Annotated in this window: 14 protein-coding genes; 7 read left to right on the plus strand and 7 right to left on the minus strand. The window is 64.2% G+C overall.

What is annotated here, in order from left to right:
• Nucleotides 1-28 precede the first annotated feature (28 nt).
• Nucleotides 29-1,003, minus strand: a complete 975-nt coding sequence (locus P6U29_RS40965) for a Bug family tripartite tricarboxylate transporter substrate binding protein (protein WP_407115754.1) — start codon at nt 1,001-1,003, stop codon at nt 29-31.
• A gap of 124 nt (nt 1,004-1,127) precedes the next feature.
• Here P6U29_RS40965 and P6U29_RS40970 point away from each other — a divergent pair, with 124 nt between their 5' ends.
• Complete coding sequence (locus P6U29_RS40970) at nt 1,128-1,538, plus strand: VOC family protein (protein WP_407115755.1); 411 nt, start codon at nt 1,128-1,130, stop codon at nt 1,536-1,538.
• Between the two features lie 176 nt (nt 1,539-1,714).
• Complete coding sequence (locus P6U29_RS40975) at nt 1,715-3,295, plus strand: ATP-dependent acyl-CoA ligase (protein WP_407115756.1); 1,581 nt, start codon at nt 1,715-1,717, stop codon at nt 3,293-3,295.
• Between the two features lie 64 nt (nt 3,296-3,359).
• On the opposite strand, the gene P6U29_RS40980 is transcribed toward P6U29_RS40975, so the two are convergent.
• The 3 genes from P6U29_RS40980 to P6U29_RS40990 all read right to left on the minus strand — a co-directional run bounded on the left by P6U29_RS40980 (nt 3,360) and on the right by P6U29_RS40990 (nt 7,632).
• Nucleotides 3,360-4,454: an HD-GYP domain-containing protein gene (locus tag P6U29_RS40980; RefSeq protein ID WP_407115757.1), complete on the minus strand. Its 1,095-nt coding sequence runs from the start codon at nt 4,452-4,454 to the stop codon at nt 3,360-3,362.
• A 404-nt stretch (nt 4,455-4,858) separates the two neighbouring features.
• A complete protein-coding gene (locus P6U29_RS40985; RefSeq protein ID WP_407115758.1) occupies nt 4,859-7,144 on the minus strand; it encodes a molybdopterin cofactor-binding domain-containing protein in 2,286 nt (761 codons plus the stop codon).
• Nucleotides 7,141-7,632: a (2Fe-2S)-binding protein gene (locus P6U29_RS40990; RefSeq protein ID WP_036002624.1), complete on the minus strand. Its 492-nt coding sequence runs from the start codon at nt 7,630-7,632 to the stop codon at nt 7,141-7,143. Before P6U29_RS40990 ends, P6U29_RS40985 begins: the two co-directional genes overlap by 4 nt.
• A gap of 320 nt (nt 7,633-7,952) precedes the next feature.
• On the opposite strand from P6U29_RS40990, the gene P6U29_RS40995 reads away from it, so the two are divergent.
• The 4 genes from P6U29_RS40995 (at nt 7,953) to P6U29_RS41010 (ending at nt 10,531) form a co-directional block, all read left to right on the plus strand.
• Nucleotides 7,953-8,717, plus strand: coding sequence for an alpha/beta fold hydrolase (locus P6U29_RS40995; protein WP_407115759.1), 765 nt, complete (start codon nt 7,953-7,955; stop codon nt 8,715-8,717).
• Nucleotides 8,718-8,741: 24 nt separating this feature from the next.
• On the plus strand, nt 8,742-9,077 hold the full coding sequence (locus P6U29_RS41000) for a hypothetical protein (RefSeq protein WP_407115760.1): 336 nt from the start codon (nt 8,742-8,744) through the stop codon (nt 9,075-9,077).
• A 160-nt stretch (nt 9,078-9,237) separates the two neighbouring features.
• Nucleotides 9,238-9,912 carry a dienelactone hydrolase family protein gene (locus P6U29_RS41005; RefSeq protein ID WP_407115761.1) on the plus strand — a complete coding sequence of 225 codons (675 nt, stop codon included), beginning with the start codon at nt 9,238-9,240 and terminating at the stop codon, nt 9,910-9,912.
• Between the two features lie 136 nt (nt 9,913-10,048).
• Nucleotides 10,049-10,531: a hypothetical protein gene (locus tag P6U29_RS41010; protein ID WP_407115762.1), complete on the plus strand. Its 483-nt coding sequence runs from the start codon at nt 10,049-10,051 to the stop codon at nt 10,529-10,531.
• Between the two features lies 1 nt (nt 10,532).
• On the opposite strand, the gene P6U29_RS41015 is transcribed toward P6U29_RS41010, so the two are convergent.
• The 3 genes from P6U29_RS41015 to P6U29_RS41025 form a co-directional block, all read right to left on the minus strand.
• Complete coding sequence (locus tag P6U29_RS41015) at nt 10,533-11,267, minus strand: polysaccharide biosynthesis/export family protein (RefSeq protein WP_407115763.1); 735 nt, start codon at nt 11,265-11,267, stop codon at nt 10,533-10,535.
• Between the two features lie 261 nt (nt 11,268-11,528).
• The gene (msrA, locus tag P6U29_RS41020; RefSeq protein WP_407115764.1) at nt 11,529-12,185 is read right to left on the minus strand and encodes a peptide-methionine (S)-S-oxide reductase MsrA; all 657 of its coding nucleotides are present in this window, start codon (nt 12,183-12,185) and stop codon (nt 11,529-11,531) included.
• A 155-nt stretch (nt 12,186-12,340) separates the two neighbouring features.
• A complete protein-coding gene (locus P6U29_RS41025; protein ID WP_027572415.1) occupies nt 12,341-12,658 on the minus strand; it encodes a hypothetical protein in 318 nt (105 codons plus the stop codon).
• A gap of 424 nt (nt 12,659-13,082) precedes the next feature.
• On the opposite strand from P6U29_RS41025, the gene rpsT reads away from it, so the two are divergent.
• A complete protein-coding gene (gene rpsT / locus P6U29_RS41030; RefSeq protein ID WP_024338506.1) occupies nt 13,083-13,349 on the plus strand; it encodes a 30S ribosomal protein S20 in 267 nt (88 codons plus the stop codon).
• Nucleotides 13,350-14,609 lie beyond the last annotated feature (1,260 nt).

Below are 14,609 nucleotides of genomic sequence, written 5' to 3' on the forward strand. Positions count from 1 at the left end.
GGCTTCCTTTCCAGGCATCACAAGATCGCTACTCGACCTTCAGGCCGGCGAACTCGACGACCTTCTTCCACTTCTCGGTCTCGGCCTTGATCTCCTCGCCGAACGCCTCGGGCGTCTGCACCCGAGGCTCGCCGCCGAGCTCGACCAGGCGCTTGGCCATGTCGGGCTCCTTCATCAGCGTGTTGATCTCGCTGTTGAGCTTGGCGATGATCTCCTTTGGCGTGTTCTTCGGCGCGCCCATGCCGAACAGCGCGCTGGCCTCATAGCCCTTGACGGTCTCGGCGATCGCCTGCACGTCCGGCAATTGCGGCGAGCGCTCCGCCGTGGTGACGCCGATCGCGCGCAGCGAGCCGGAGCGGATGTGCTGGATGATCGAGGGCATGTTGTCGAAGATCACCTGCACCTGGCCGCCGAGCATGTCCGTGATCGCGGGCGCAGCGCCGCGATAGGGCACGTGCTGCATCTTGCAGCCGGTCATGGCCATGAACATCTCGCCGGACAGATGCACCGAGGTGCCGTTGCCGGACGAGGCCATGTTCACCTTGCCGGGATTGGCCTTCACATATTCGATGAACTCGGCGACGTTCTTGGCCGGCACGTCCTTGTTGACGGTCATCACGTTCGGCACGCGCTGGAACGAAGCGACCGGCGCCATATCGCGCACGAAGTTGAACTTCAGATTGGCGTAGAGCGAGGCGTTGATGTAGTTGGCCGGATTGACCAGCTGCAGCGTGTAGCCGTCGGGCTCGGCATTGATGACCGATTCGGTCGCGATATTGTTCCCGGCGCCCGGCTTGTTCTCGATCACGAATTGCTGGCCGAGCTTTTCCGAGAGCCGCTGTCCGATCAGCCGAGCCAGGATGTCGGTAGCCCCGCCCGGCGGATAGCCGACCACCCATTTCACCGGACGGGCCGGATAATCGGCGGCAAGGGCCTTCGACAGCGGGGTGGCTGCAAGCGGACTGGCGGCGAGCAGGCCCAGCGCGGTACGGCGAGTGATCATCTCAAGGGTTCTCCCAGTGTTGTTCTTGAAAGTCGGATAGCTTGAAAGTCGCGGCGGCGCGGTTGTAACAAAGCTTGCCGCGGGCGGAAAGTGCGCGGGGCGCATCACGACGAAAGGATGAGACATGCCGGTCAAGGTTCATGCCCTGGATCATCTCGTGATCAATGTCAGCGATGTCGCGGCGACTGCGGAGTGGTACCGCAGGATTCTCGGCATGGAAGTCAAGGTGTTCGATCCGGGCGGCGGCAAAGCGCCGCGGACTTTCCTTGAATTCGGTAACCAGAGGATCAACGTCCGGCAGCGCGATGCCGACAAGGTGGAGTGGTTCACCGCCGACCACCCGACGGCCGGCAGCGAGGATCTGTGCTTTCTCACCCCGGCCACACCGGACGAGGTGGTGGCGCATTTGCGGGCACATGGCGTCGCGATCGAGGAAGGCCCGGGCCCGAGGCAGGGCGCCCGCGGCACGCTGCGCTCGGTCTATTGCCGGGATCCCGATGGCAGCTTGATCGAGATTTCGTCGTACGAGGATTGAGGCCGCGAGGGGCTCGCTGCTCGCCCCAGATACCGTCATTGCGAGCGAAGCGAAGCAATGACGGAGAAGAGAGAGCAAGCGTCCCCTCCGAATTGCTTCCCGCCTCAGCCGGTGGCAGGAAGACGCAATAATCGAAAAGCGGCCGCCAGCAAGATGCAGGCGGCACGGGAGGACACATGCCACTTCAACAAACCGCCACCGGAATCGTGGGCCCGTTCGACGGGCTTGACGTGCCCTGGCTCCTGCGGATGCGGGCCGAGGTCCGGCGTGATCATCCGTTCCTGATCTGGGCGCCGTTCGACGCGCCGGCGCGGCGCTGGAGCTACGGCGAATTTCATGAGCGCGTCGGCGCGCTCGCAGCGGGGCTCGCCAGGCGCGGCGTCAAGCCCGGCGAATATGTGCTCATTCACCTGGACAATTGCATCGAGGCGCTGCTGGCCTGGTTTGCCTGTGTCGAGTTAGGGGCCGTCGCGGTCACCACCAACACGCGCTCGGCGCCGGCTGAAATCGAATATTTCGCCGATCATTGCGGCGCGGTCGCCGCGATCACGCAGCCGGCCTATGCGGAAGTGGTCGCGCGGAATTGCCGCAATATTCGCTGGATGGCGGTGACCTCGCATGACGCCGGCACGGCACCTGCGCAGGCGGTCTCGCGCGGCGACAGTTTTGAATTGCTGTTCGCCGACAGCGCCGACTGTCCGCGGCGCGCGACCGATCCGCTCGCGCCGTGCAGCGTGCAGTACACGTCGGGCACGACATCGCGGCCCAAGGCGGTACTGTGGACCCATGCCAACGCGCTGTGGGGTGCCAAGATCAACGCCGCGCATGAGGACCTGCATGCGAGCGACGTGCACCAGACCTATCTGCCGCTGTTCCACACCAATGCGCTGGCCTATTCCATGCTGGCGACGCTGTGGGTCGGGGCGACTTGCGTGATCCAGCCGCGCTTCTCCGCGAGCCGGTTCTGGGGCGTCGCGCGCGAGCACGGCTCGACCTGGACCTCGACGATTCCGTTCTGCATGAAAGCGCTGCTCGAGCAGGAGATCCCGAACGACCATAAATTCCGCCTGTGGGGCAGCGCGATCAACGAGCCGCCGGCCTTCGCCGCGTTCGGCGTCAAGATCATCGGCTGGTGGGGCATGACCGAGACCATCACCCACGGCATCGTCGGCGAGGTCGACCAGCCCAACATCCCGATGTCGATCGGCCGCGCCGCGCCGGAATACGAAATCCGCATCACGAACGATGATGGACGGCCGACCGAGGTCGGCGACACCGGCAATCTCGCGATCAAGGGCATCCCGGGCCTGTCGCTGTTCGCCGAGTACCTGCACAACGAGAAAGCGACACGCGAGAGCTTTGACGAGCACGGCTTCTTCCTCACCGGAGACCGCGTCGAGCGGCTTCAGAACGGCTACATCAAGTTCGGCGACCGCGCCAAGGACATGCTGAAGGTCGGCGGCGAGAACGTCGCGGCCTCCGAGATCGAGCAGGTGATCGCGGTGGTGCCGGGCGTGCGCGAGGCCGCCGTGGTGGCGAAGAAGCATCCGATGCTGGACGAGGTGCCGGTCGTCTTCATCATCCCGCAAGGCGGCGTCGCGGGTGCCGCGCCCGACCTGCATGATCGGGTGATGGAAGCCTGCCGCAAGGGCCTCGCCGACTTCAAGGTGCCGCGCGAGATCAGATTGGTCGACGACATGCCGCGCTCGACTCTGGAGAAGGTGGCGAAGGCGGAGCTGAGGAAGATGGTGGGGTGACTTCACCCTACCCTGGAGGGGGAGGGTAAGCAGGCCGCGCGCCTGTGCAATTGCAATGTCTCGCCTAGAACGACCCCAGCGCCACGGGCCGGAACGCCTGTAACAGCTGCTGGTCGAGCTTGCCGCCCATGCCTTCCATCATCGTGAAGGCGCGGGAGTGGGTGAAGGGCATGCGGTAGGCGCGCTTCTCGACCAGCGCGGCGTAGATGTCGACGATCGTCGTCAGGCGCACGATATCGCTGATCTGGTTCGACGACAGACCGTTCGGATAGCCGGAGCCGTCGAGGAATTCATGATGATGCAGCACGACGTCGAGCATCTCCGGCGGGAAGCCGCCTTGGGCGGCGAGCGCGTCATAGCCGCGGCGCGGATGCTGGCGAACCTCCGCCATCTCCTCGTCGGTGAGCTTGCCCGGCTTGTCGAGCAGCGCGGCAGGAACGTAGGCCTTGCCGACGTCGTGCAGCAGTGCGGCGCGGGTCAGGCGGCGCTGGTCGCCCTCGCGCATGCCGAGATGTTGGGCGAACGCGACGGCGAAGCCGGTGACGAACAGGCAATGGCGATAGCTGCCGACATGATGGCAGCCGACCGTGGTGAGCCATTCGCGCAGCGAGGAATGCTTGATCGCCTTTAGGATCTTGCTCTCGGCCGCGATGACGTCGTCGAAGGTCAGAGGCACGCCGAGCGGCAGCTTCTCGAACATCTGGGTCAGCACCGCGTGCGCCGCCTCGACGCCGCGGTTGAGCGTCTTGCCGCGATCGGTCGCGTCGTAGGCGGCCGTGTCCGGGAAAGCGGCGCGAATACGCTGAAGGATGGCATCCGCCTGGAGCGGCCGTGAGATGGTGTCGGTGGCCCCTAGCGCCCAGGCCTGCATGGTGCCGTGATGCAGGGCGTCCGCGAGCACGAACAGCCGCGGCATCGAACGGTAGGCGTCGCCGCGCAGCTTGTTGCGCACCCGCTGCACGCTCTCGGGCGAGCGCAGGTTGATGTCGACCACGAGACCGGAGAGATCGCGCGCCGGCTGGGCGGGGATCTCCTCCGTCGTCACCATCGAGACGTCGCCGACCGCTTTCAAGATGCTGGCGAGCTCGCTGCTCCCGTCGCTGCGATCGGAGGCGAGCAGAAGCCGACGTTTGGCGGCGGGTTTGGCTGAGGCGTTCATGACTTCCCCAAAGCACGGGACTGGATTTGGCGTCAGCCTAAGCCGGATCAGGTTCTCCGGGCCTTAAGAGGCGTGCTCAATGGAACCTTGGGGAGTTGGACGCAATTTTACGGAATTCGGATTTCGCCTGCGCTCCAAACAAAACCGCGAAAACAACCCCATGCACAGTAGAAAGACCATTGATAAAAAAAGGGAATTTTGAACGCTTTCGCCTCGCCCTCCATTGTCGTCGCCCGAGTTGACCCAGTACGCCGAGACGGTGCGGCTGGAATCGAGAAGCCGCGGCGTACTGGGTACCCAGGTCAAGCCGGGGCATGACAGTGAGAGTGTGGAAACAGCCCCCAAAACAAATCCGCCGGAGATTGCCTCCGGCGGATCATCTCATTGGGCAATCGCGCTCGCCCCTACGCCTTCATGCTCGCCTTCACGGCCTCCGCCGTGATCGGCAGGGCGCGGACACGGGCGCCGCTGGCATTGAAGATGGCGTTGCCGATGGCGGGCGCCACCACCGTCACCGCGGGCTCGCCGACGCCGGTGGCCTTCTCGCCATTGGCGATCACGGCGACCGCGACCTCGGGGGTCTGGCTCATGCGCAAGGGCGTGTAGCTGTCGAAATTGGTCTGCTCGATGCCACCATCCTTGAGCGTCGCCTTCTCGTACATCGCCAGCGACAGGCCCCACAGCGCCGCACCCTCGACCTGAGCGCGGATGTTGTCGGGATGCACCTGGGTGCCGACGTCGGTTGCCACCGTGAGCTTCTTCACGGTCACGGCCCCGGACGGCGCCACGGCGACGTGAGCCACGCACGCCGTCCAGCTCGCGGTCGCGCGCTCCTGCGACGAGACGCAGGCCACGCCCATGCCCTCGCCTTTCGGCAATTGCTTGGTGCCGTAGCCGGAAAGTCCCATCGCGGCGAGCAGCGTGTTGCGCAGCCGCTGCGCGCCGCCGTCGTTCTTGCCGGCGCCGTCGAGCAGCGAGATGCGGAACTGGGCCGGGTCCTTGCCGGTCGCCGCCGCGATCTCGTCGATCATGCTTTCGACCGCCCAGAAGGTCCAGCCCGGCGCCACCGAGCGGAGCTGGCCGGACGGCGTGGCGTTGTGCGCGAGCTCGTTCTTGATCGCGCGCACGTAATGATTGGGCACCGTGTAGAAGAAGTCGGCCCCGTTCACCGTGAAGCTGTCGAGCGGGCCCTTCTTGTCGACCGAGGGCGTCAGGAAGTCGGGGATTCCCCAGCGCGCGGTCGGCCAGGCCGAGACCACGTCGTGGCTGATCGCAATGAGCTTGCCATCGCCGTCCACGCCGGCCTTGACCTTTTGATAAGTGAGCGGACGCGAGAAATCCATCGTCATGTCGTTCTCGCGCGTGTAGATCACCTTCACCGGCTTACCGACCGCCTTCGCTGCCTGCACCGCGGGGATCATCATGTCGGCATCGAGACGCCGGCCGAAGCCGCCGCCGAGCCACATCTGGTGCATGACCACGAATTTTGGATCGATCCCGGCGGCACCCGCGGCGATCGCGCCGGAGCGCGTTGCGAACTGGTTGCCGGAATAGATGTGCAGGATGTCGCCCTTGAACTCCGCGGTGGCATTCATCGGCTCCAGCGGCGCATGGATGTTGATGCTGGTGGTGTACTCGGCCTCCAGCACCTTGGCCGCCGAACCGAAGGCAGCAATGGGATCGCCGTCCTTGACGAAGAACTGGCCGGAATCCTCCAGCTTCTGAAGCCGCATGGCTTCATCGAGCAGCGACTGGCTCGACAGCTTGGCGTTCGGGCCGTTGTCATAGGCGATCTTCAGCGCCTGCGCCGCCTTCTTGGCGTTGGCGTAGGTGCTGGCGACGGCGACGACCCAGCCCGACGTCGTGCCGGTCTTATCGTCCAGGGTGACGGCCTTGATGAAGCCCGGCACCTTCTTCGCCGCGCTGTCGCCGACCGATTGCACCGTGGCGCCGAACCGCACCGGCGGCGTGACCACCGCGCCATAGACCATGCCCGGCAGCATCACGTCGATGCCGTACTTCGCCGTGCCGTTGGTCTTGGAGGGGATGTCGAGCTGCGGCACCGAGACGCCGATCATGGTGTATTGATCCGGCGTCTTCAGCTTGATCGCCTTGAGCTCGTCGGGCGTGAAGGTCTTGGTCGCCTTGCCGCTCTTGACGATTTCGGCGAACGACATCTGCTTCTTCGACTTCGGATGCACGATCACGGAATCGCGCACCACGAGCTCCGATGCCGGCACGCCCATCGCGGCGGCCGCGCCTTCCGTCAGTGCGATGCGGCCAGCGGCGCCCGCGCGGCTCATGGCGTCGAAGTTCATCATGGTCGACCAGCTGCCGCCGGTGATCTGCGCGCCCAGCACGGGGTCGTTGAACTTCGGATCGTTGGAGGCGAGTGCAACGCGCATGTCGCTCCATTTCGCGCCCAGCTCCTCGCAAACGATCTGCGCCATGGTGGAGGCGATGTGCTGGCCCATGTCGGCCTTGCCGCAGGTCACGGTGACGAGACCATCCGGCGAGATCGCATACCAGACGCTCGGCTCGAAAGTGGCGGGCGCCGCGGCGGCCGCAGACTCGATGCCGGGCACGCCGGCATAGCCGAGCACGAGGCCGGTCGCGGCGGTGCCGACGAGGAAGGAGCGGCGGCTGAGATCCGTCGCCTCAGCGGTGACGTTCTTGACGTGCTTGTTCATGTGGGCCTCCGCTCGCTGGAGGTGGCAGATGCGGTGCGCATCTCGGATGCAGCGCGCATGATCGCCTTCTGGATCCGCGAATAGGTCATGCAACGGCAGAGATTGCCGTCCATATGCGCGACCACTTCTTCCTTGGTCGGATTGGGATTCTTCGCGAGCAGCGAAGCCGCCTGCATGATCTGCCCGGACTGGCAGTAGCCGCATTGCGGCACCTGCTCGGCGATCCACGCCTTCTGCAAGGGATGATCGCCCTTGGCGGAGAGGCCTTCGATGGTGGTGATCTTCTTGCCGGCGACGTCGCCGACCATGGTCTGGCACGAGCGCACGGCTTCGCCGTTGACGTGCACGGTGCAGGCACCGCACAGCCCGGCACCGCAGCCGAACTTGGTACCCGTCATCTGCAATTGCTCGCGGATCGCCCAGAGGAGCGGCGTGTCGTTCGCCGCATCCACGGACAGACTCCGCCCGTTGATGGTGAGTGTTGGCATAGGCGTCTTCCCCTGCCGGTGCATGAAGCCGCTTACGGCGGCAACTTGTGCGGCGGACGCCCACCGGGCTGGCGGCCCGCCTTGGCCGGAAGAATGATCGCGTTCAGGCGCGGAGGCAAATGCAATTTGGAACGAGTCGAAAAAACGATGGTCACACCCGCTCGTTGTGCGCCGCGCCAAGGGCGACGACGCAGCCACTGGACACAACAGCGCGTGCGTCCGGCATGCGTGCCATCGCATTCAGGCAGTTTCTCCGAAGTAACTTGGCGGGCTAGAGTGCAGCGGCGCGCCGTTAGAACAAACAACAAAGGGTGGGAGACATGCCGAAGATCGATCGCGACGGCGTCAACATCTACTACGAGGTTCATGGCGAGGGGCCGCCATTGCTGCTCACCCATGGCTATTCCTCGACCTCGTCGATGTGGCACGGCCAGATCGATGCGCTCGCCCGGGATCACAAGCTGATCTTGTGGGACATGCGCGGCCATGGCCAGTCCGACTATCCCGACGATGCGGGCGCGTACAGCGAAGCGCTGACGGTCGGCGACATGGCGGCGATCCTCGATGCGGTCGGCGCAACGCGCGCCATCATCGGCGGGCTCTCGCTCGGCGGCTACATGTCGCTGGCGTTTTATCGCGCGCACCCGGAGCGGGCCCGCGCCCTGCTGATCATCGACACCGGTCCCGGCTTCAAGAAAGACGACGCGCGCGAGGCCTGGAACGCGCGGGCGCTGGCCACCGCCGACCGGCTCGACCGCGAAGGCCTCGACGTGTTGAAAGCGGCGACACGCGAGCGCGCGACGGCGAGCCATCGCAACGCCAGCGGGCTGGCGCTTGCGGCGCGCGGCATGCTGACCCAGCGCGATGCGCGCGTGATGGAGCTATTGCCCGACATCAAGGTGCCGTCGCTGATCGTGGTCGGCGCCGACGACACGCCGTTCCTCGCCGCGTCCGACTATATGGCGGCAAAGATCCCCGGCGCACAAAAGGTCGTGATCCCCGCCGCCGGACACGCCGTCAACATCGATCAACCCCAGGCTTTTGTTGACGCGGTCGCGCCTTTCCTGAAGAACTTGCCGGCATAGGTCGATCAAGCAGGGACGTAGGCGATGAAGCTGATGATGCTGGCTGCAGGCACGATGTTGCTGTCGATATCTGCGCAGGCCGAGCCGTTCGGCGCCGTGCCCGCGCGCCAGCCCTTCGTCGCGACCTTGTCGAACAACACGCCGCTCGCCTTCGGCATGGACGCCGATCAGACCGCGCGCGCCCTGGGGCAGCCGCTGCAATATGTACGGGGACGTCCCGGCAACGAGATCTATCTCGCCCTTCGCAATATCGGCGGCAGCGGCCTGATCCCCTACCGTCACCGCCTGTTTCTGCAATTTCGCCACGGACGGCTGGCAGGATGGAAAGAGGATTACGGCGAGAACTGGATGTGGGAGTGAGATGCTGCCCCTCATCCTCGGGAGCTTGCGCAGCAAGCGTCTCGAAGCATGCAGACCCCGCTGCCGCTTCTCGGCCTTGCATCCTTCGAGACGCGCAAGGGCGCGCTCCTCAGGATGAGGGGAGAGACTGAGTCTGTAACAACCAAGAAGGACAACCCGCGTGGGACAGGACATCAAGCTGACGGCCTCCGACAATTTCCAGCTCGGCGCCTATCGCGCTGAGCCCTCGGGTACGCCGAAGGGCGCGGTGGTGGTGATCCAGGAGATTTTTGGGGTCAATCACCACATCCGCTCGGTCTGCGACCGCCTGGCCGGAGAAGGTTATGTCGCGATCGCGCCGTCGATCTTCGACCGGACCGCGCCGAACTTCCAGTCGGGCTATTCGCCCGACGAGATCGCGGAAGCGCGCAAGTTCGTCGCCAATCCGGACTGGGCGGCAATGCTCCGCGACACGCAAGCTGCGATTGATGCGGTGAAGAGCATCGGGCCCGTGGGCATCATCGGCTTCTGTCTCGGCGGCAGCATCGCCTTCGTCGCGGCGACGCGGCTGTCGGGGTTGAAGGCCGCGATCGGCTATTACGGCGGCGCGATCGTGCGCTTTGCCGACGAGACGCCGAAGGTGCCGACGCAGCTGCATTTCGGCGAGAAGGATGCCGGCATTCCGCTGACCGACGTCGAGACGATCAAGACCAAGCGGCCGGATGTGGAGGTCTTCATCTATCCAGGCGCCCAGCACGGCTTCCATTGCGACGAGCGCGCCAGCTACGACAAGGCCAGCGCCGACATCGCCTGGCCGCGCAGCATGGCATTTTTCGCGAAGCATTTGCAGAAGTAACGCAGCTCTCTCTTCCGTAATCCCGGGCTCGCGACTTCGTCGCGCTCGGGAATGACGAGAGCAGGAATCGGGTGGCTCCAGCCCGACAACCCGGCGATAGAGCTGGCCGATCACGCCAACTTGCCGGGAGATCGCCATGCAGCAGGCCAATACGAATCTCGTCATTCGCAATCCGTTCGGAACCATGGATGTTCCTGCGCCTGACGATTCCGAGGTGATCGACTATGCCGCTTCTGCCACGCTTGCCGGCGATGCCGCCGACGACAACGCGGCGCAGTGGGCATCCATTCCCGCATCATCCGATCCACTCGAAGGCATCTGGGCGAGCCGCTGGAATGGCGGCGCCGACCCCACCATTGCAGACGACACGCCGGAGAAATGGAAAGAGGGGCGCGCGGAAGTTCGGGTCGCGGGCGAGCGCATCTATCTGCGCTTTGACTGGGACAATGGCCGCCGGCACGGGCTGATCGATGCTGCGCGCGATGACACAGGCCGGCTGGTCGGGAAGTACATCAACCTGACCAATCCCGCGATCATGCGGCCATGGGTCGGGCGCATGGTCGATGCTGACAGGATCGACGGGTGCTTTCCGAACGGGCGGTTGGATTTTCGAAGGTGAGCTAGAACCAGCGCTCACCGACGAACACGGTGTCGCCCGGTGCCAAGGGCGTGCCGAGCGGCACCACGGCGCGCATCGCACCGCCATTTTCGGTGTGCGTGACGGTGACCATGTCGCGCTTGGCACGCGGCGAGAAGCCGCCGGCGATGGCGACCGCGCTCTCGACTGTCATATTCGGCACGTAGGGATATTGGCCGGGCGCGAGGACCTCGCCGAGGATGAAGAACGGGCGATAGGTCTCGATCTCGACCGCCACCGACGGTTCGCGGATGTAGCCGTTGCGCAGGCGTGCGGCGATCTCGCCGGCAAGGCCCGCCGTGGTGCGGCCGCGCGCCGGCACCGCGCCGATCAGCGGCATGGTGATGGAGCCGCCCGCGTCGATCGAATAGCTGTTGGTGAGACCTTCCTGGCCGTAGACCACCACGCGAAGCTTGTCACCGGCGTCGAGATGGTAGGAGGCGCCATTGCGCACCGGCGCCGCGTAGCCGACCGGCATCGGTGCGGGCGAGGAGGCAAAGGAATTGCGCAAAGCGCCAATGGCGCCGCCGCCGTCGGCGACGACGACCGGCTGCGGCGCGCTATAGGGCTGGCCATAAGCCATCGCATCGAGATCGGAACGGGGCTGCACCATCGCGACGGGGCTCGCGGTCTGCATGCAGCCGCCCAGGGCAAGCGCGGCGGACGCTGCCAAGGACGCTGCCAAGATCGACCATCGAAACGCGCGTGCAACCGGCACCGGACCTATCCCTCGGAACGAGACAGCCCCAGTGATGCACCGGTTATGGTTAATAAAGCGTTGAGCGGAGGACAATGGTGCTCTCACCCTCCCCTGGAGGGGAGGGTCGATCGCGCGCAGCGCGAGCGGGGTGGGGTGATCTCTCAACAAGGGCACTGTTTGACGTGGAGAGACCGTCACCCCACCCCGCTACGCATTGCGCTTCGCTTCATGCGTAGCGACCCTCCCCCTCCAGGGGAGGGTAAGCAAGATGCGTCCAGCCTACGCGCTCACGCCGACGCCGATCGGGCAGGACACGCCGGTGCCCCCTAAGCCGCAATAGCCGGCGGGATTCTTCGCCAGATATTGCTGATGGTAGTCCTCGGCGAAATAGAACTCGCCGGCGGGAGCGATCCCGGTGGTGATGGTGCCGAGGCCCTTGGCGGAAAGCGCCTTCTGATAGAGCGCCTTCGACTGCTCGGCGGTCTTCTTCTGCGCATCGGAATAGGTGTAGATCGCGCTTCGATATTGCGTGCCGACGTCGTTGCCCTGGCGCATGCCCTGTGTCGGGTTGTGGCTCTCCCAGAACGTCTTCAAGAGCTTCTCGTAAGGAATCTTCTTCGCATCGAACACGACCAGCACCACTTCGGTGTGAGCGGTGCGGCCCGAGCAGACTTCCTCATAGCTCGGGTTCGGCGTGTGACCGCCGGCATAGCCGACGGCCGTCACGTGGACGCCGTCGCCGAGCTCCCAGAACTTGCGCTCGGCGCCCCAGAAGCAGCCGAGGCCGAACACCGCCTGCTCAAGGCCGGCCGGATAAGGCGGCTTCAGCTTCGCGCCGTTGACGAAATGGGTGGTTGCGGTCGGGATGGCCTGCGCACGGCCCGGCAGCGCCTCAGTTGCGCTCGGCAGTGCGGTGGTCTTGCGCATGAACAGCATGACGAATCTCCGAAGCGAGTTGTCCGTCGCCTGAGCCAAGTGGAAAACCGGGCATAGGAAACCAGGCAGCTCAGGCGGCGTGCTCGCGATGAGGTGGGACTATAGGCCTCTACGCGGCCAGAGGCAGCGGTGTTACGCGGCCGCCAGCTTCAGGCTCAGTCCCGGGAATAGCCGATCAAGGGCTTGCGCGGGCGGAACAGGATCATCAGGAGGATGCCGAGAATGCCGAGGACGGCAAAGACCGGCTGCTCCAGCACCAGGCGGATCACCGATGTCCAGAGCCAGGGCGCCTTGGCCTCGACCCAGGTGCGGAATGCCGACTGGCTGGCCTGATTGATGTCGTTCCAGAACTGGCCGAACCGGGTGAATTTGAGGTTCTGGTCGGCCACCCAGCGGGCGCCATCATAGACCATGAAGATGAACCCGCCGGCGAGCAGCAACAGCCCAATCAGTCGGAAAAAGCCGCGGATCATGCCTCACCTGCGATGGTCATCCGATCGGACGCCCTCTTGGAACGTTGCCTGCCAATAGCCGGGCGACGGCAGAAATTCAACCTCTTCAGGGCGTTACGGCGCCCATCCAGGCCGCCAAAGGCCGGATTTCCGGCCCCGAAAGCGTTGACGGTGCTAAAGACCCTCTCTATAAGGGCGGCAATTGGCGGTGGGCGCAATCCCGCCGCCGCTGTTCTTTGAGCAGTTGCAGGCACCTTGAGCCTCAAGACTCTCTTTTGAGCTTGAAGACTCCTTGGAGCCTCAGAGACAGCCGCAAGGCCGTCGCTCATGTTCCGGGAACGGCCCAGCAACCGAACACCCTAAATCCGAGCGTCGATTACGCGGTCAAGCAAGCCGGCGCTACCCGACCAAGACGCGACCGGTACCCGCAAAGGACATTGAGACCATGGCCAATACCACTTCCGCCAAGAAAGCGACGCGCAAGATCGCCCGCCGCACCGCCGTCAACAAGTCGCGCCGCACCCAGATGCGCGGCGCCGTGCGCACCGTCGAGGAAGCCATCAAGAGCGGCGATCGCGCCGCAGCCGTGAAGGCACTCGCGACTGCCGAGCCGGCCTTGATGCGCGCCGCCCAGCGCAACATCATTCACAAGAACAACGCCAGCCGCAAAGTCTCGCGCCTCACCGCACAGATCGCCAAGCTCGCGAAGTAATCCCGCCGAAGTAATCCCGCGAGGTCATCTCGCAGCTTCATCTGATCGGTCGATCCGGTCAGCGCGTCAAACAGCCCGGCATCGCGCCGGGCTTTTTTCTTGACTGTCATATTCACGTAAGCAGTGCGCGAAGCTCGATCGTCGCTTGGACGATTTGCATTGTCGGCGTTGTTCTTCCTTCCGTAGTTCTACCGGCGGCTGTTCTGCAACAGTGGAAACTTCACCGCGTTGCAAAAACCCCTGTGCTGCGGGCTCGAATTGAATCGGCGGCGACAAGTGTCCTGCAGCCGTGGATTCACCAAAACACACGGGGCCGCGGAGTTACCCTGCAAAACGAGTCTCGAAAAGCGATGACTCGATAATCACTTATCAACATAGCAGCGACAAGCATTTGGAAAATTCGCCCGCACGTCGAGCGCGTGACGAATTTGTAAAAAAATTTTGGCGGGGGGCGAGAATTGTCACACGACGCACGGCATTCTCGATTCTGTGCACGGATTCAAAAACTTGCTTCGCAGCCTGTGAACAAGTCGCGCGCGGCGTTAACCGAGGTCAAGTTTTTTGGCGCCTCAAGTGTGAATCAATTTCGTTGCGAGTCTTTCCGCTTAGTGTATTCCTTAAGTCGTCAGCGGCGCCCACGATCTTCAGACCAGCGCGGTTTAGGAAACGGGGCGAGCGTGCAAATCGGCGGCGATGAGCACGTAGGCGACGCTTCAACAAGCGATGTCGGTACAAAACCCATAGCAATATGGGAATGGTAGTTTTTTGTCTGAATGTCTCCAAGCGGGATCTTCTCGCTCGCGCCAAGCGTATATGAGAGACATCGCAAAGCTACCCCGGCACGCAAGGTGGGCGACGTCGAGCGGACGACCAGTACATTGGGCAGGCATCCGCGACAGGAGTACGGCGCGGTTGTCTTCAGGACACGCAGGACCTTGTCGTGAGCGATCACGGCAGGACGGGGAGGTATCATGTCTTACGGACTCAACGCGGTATTGAAGCACGTTTCCTATCCCAGCGATGCCGTTCCAGCTCCGTCGGATCTCCAGCCCCCCGCGTGTGACGGAGCGCCGAGTACGCGCTGACCTCGCGACCCCACCATCTCTGACATCGCTGATCTGACCTGCGGCGTTCGCGCCTGACGGTCGAGCTATGCCCAACGATGGACTCGCTTGAGGTCGCGCCACGTCAGGGATCGTGGCAGGGACCCCGCATGGCGCTCACAACGCAACTATATCTCTCAAGAGAAGTTTTCTGACG

Source organism: Bradyrhizobium sp. LMG 9283, assembly GCF_045571415.1.
In the GTDB taxonomy this organism is placed as follows: Bacteria; Pseudomonadota; Alphaproteobacteria; order Rhizobiales; family Xanthobacteraceae; genus Bradyrhizobium.

Bases quoted from the DNA above. Each gene is read 5' to 3' on its own strand.
- msrA (WP_407115764.1), bottom strand. From the start codon at position 12,185: ATGCTGTTCATGCGCAAGACCACCGCACTGCCGAGCGCAACTGAGGCG.
- P6U29_RS40975 (WP_407115756.1), top strand. From the start codon at position 1,715: ATGCCACTTCAACAAACCGCCACCGGAATCGTGGGCCCGTTCGACGGG.
- P6U29_RS41025 (WP_027572415.1), bottom strand. From the start codon at position 12,658: ATGATCCGCGGCTTTTTCCGACTGATTGGGCTGTTGCTGCTCGCCGGC.
- P6U29_RS40990 (WP_036002624.1), bottom strand. From the start codon at position 7,632: ATGCCAACACTCACCATCAACGGGCGGAGTCTGTCCGTGGATGCGGCG.
- P6U29_RS40985 (WP_407115758.1), bottom strand. From the start codon at position 7,144: ATGAACAAGCACGTCAAGAACGTCACCGCTGAGGCGACGGATCTCAGC.
- P6U29_RS41000 (WP_407115760.1), top strand. From the start codon at position 8,742: ATGAAGCTGATGATGCTGGCTGCAGGCACGATGTTGCTGTCGATATCT.
- P6U29_RS40980 (WP_407115757.1), bottom strand. From the start codon at position 4,454: ATGAACGCCTCAGCCAAACCCGCCGCCAAACGTCGGCTTCTGCTCGCC.
- P6U29_RS41010 (WP_407115762.1), top strand. From the start codon at position 10,049: ATGCAGCAGGCCAATACGAATCTCGTCATTCGCAATCCGTTCGGAACC.
- P6U29_RS40995 (WP_407115759.1), top strand. From the start codon at position 7,953: ATGCCGAAGATCGATCGCGACGGCGTCAACATCTACTACGAGGTTCAT.
- rpsT (WP_024338506.1), top strand. From the start codon at position 13,083: ATGGCCAATACCACTTCCGCCAAGAAAGCGACGCGCAAGATCGCCCGC.
- P6U29_RS40965 (WP_407115754.1), bottom strand. From the start codon at position 1,003: ATGATCACTCGCCGTACCGCGCTGGGCCTGCTCGCCGCCAGTCCGCTT.
- P6U29_RS40970 (WP_407115755.1), top strand. From the start codon at position 1,128: ATGCCGGTCAAGGTTCATGCCCTGGATCATCTCGTGATCAATGTCAGC.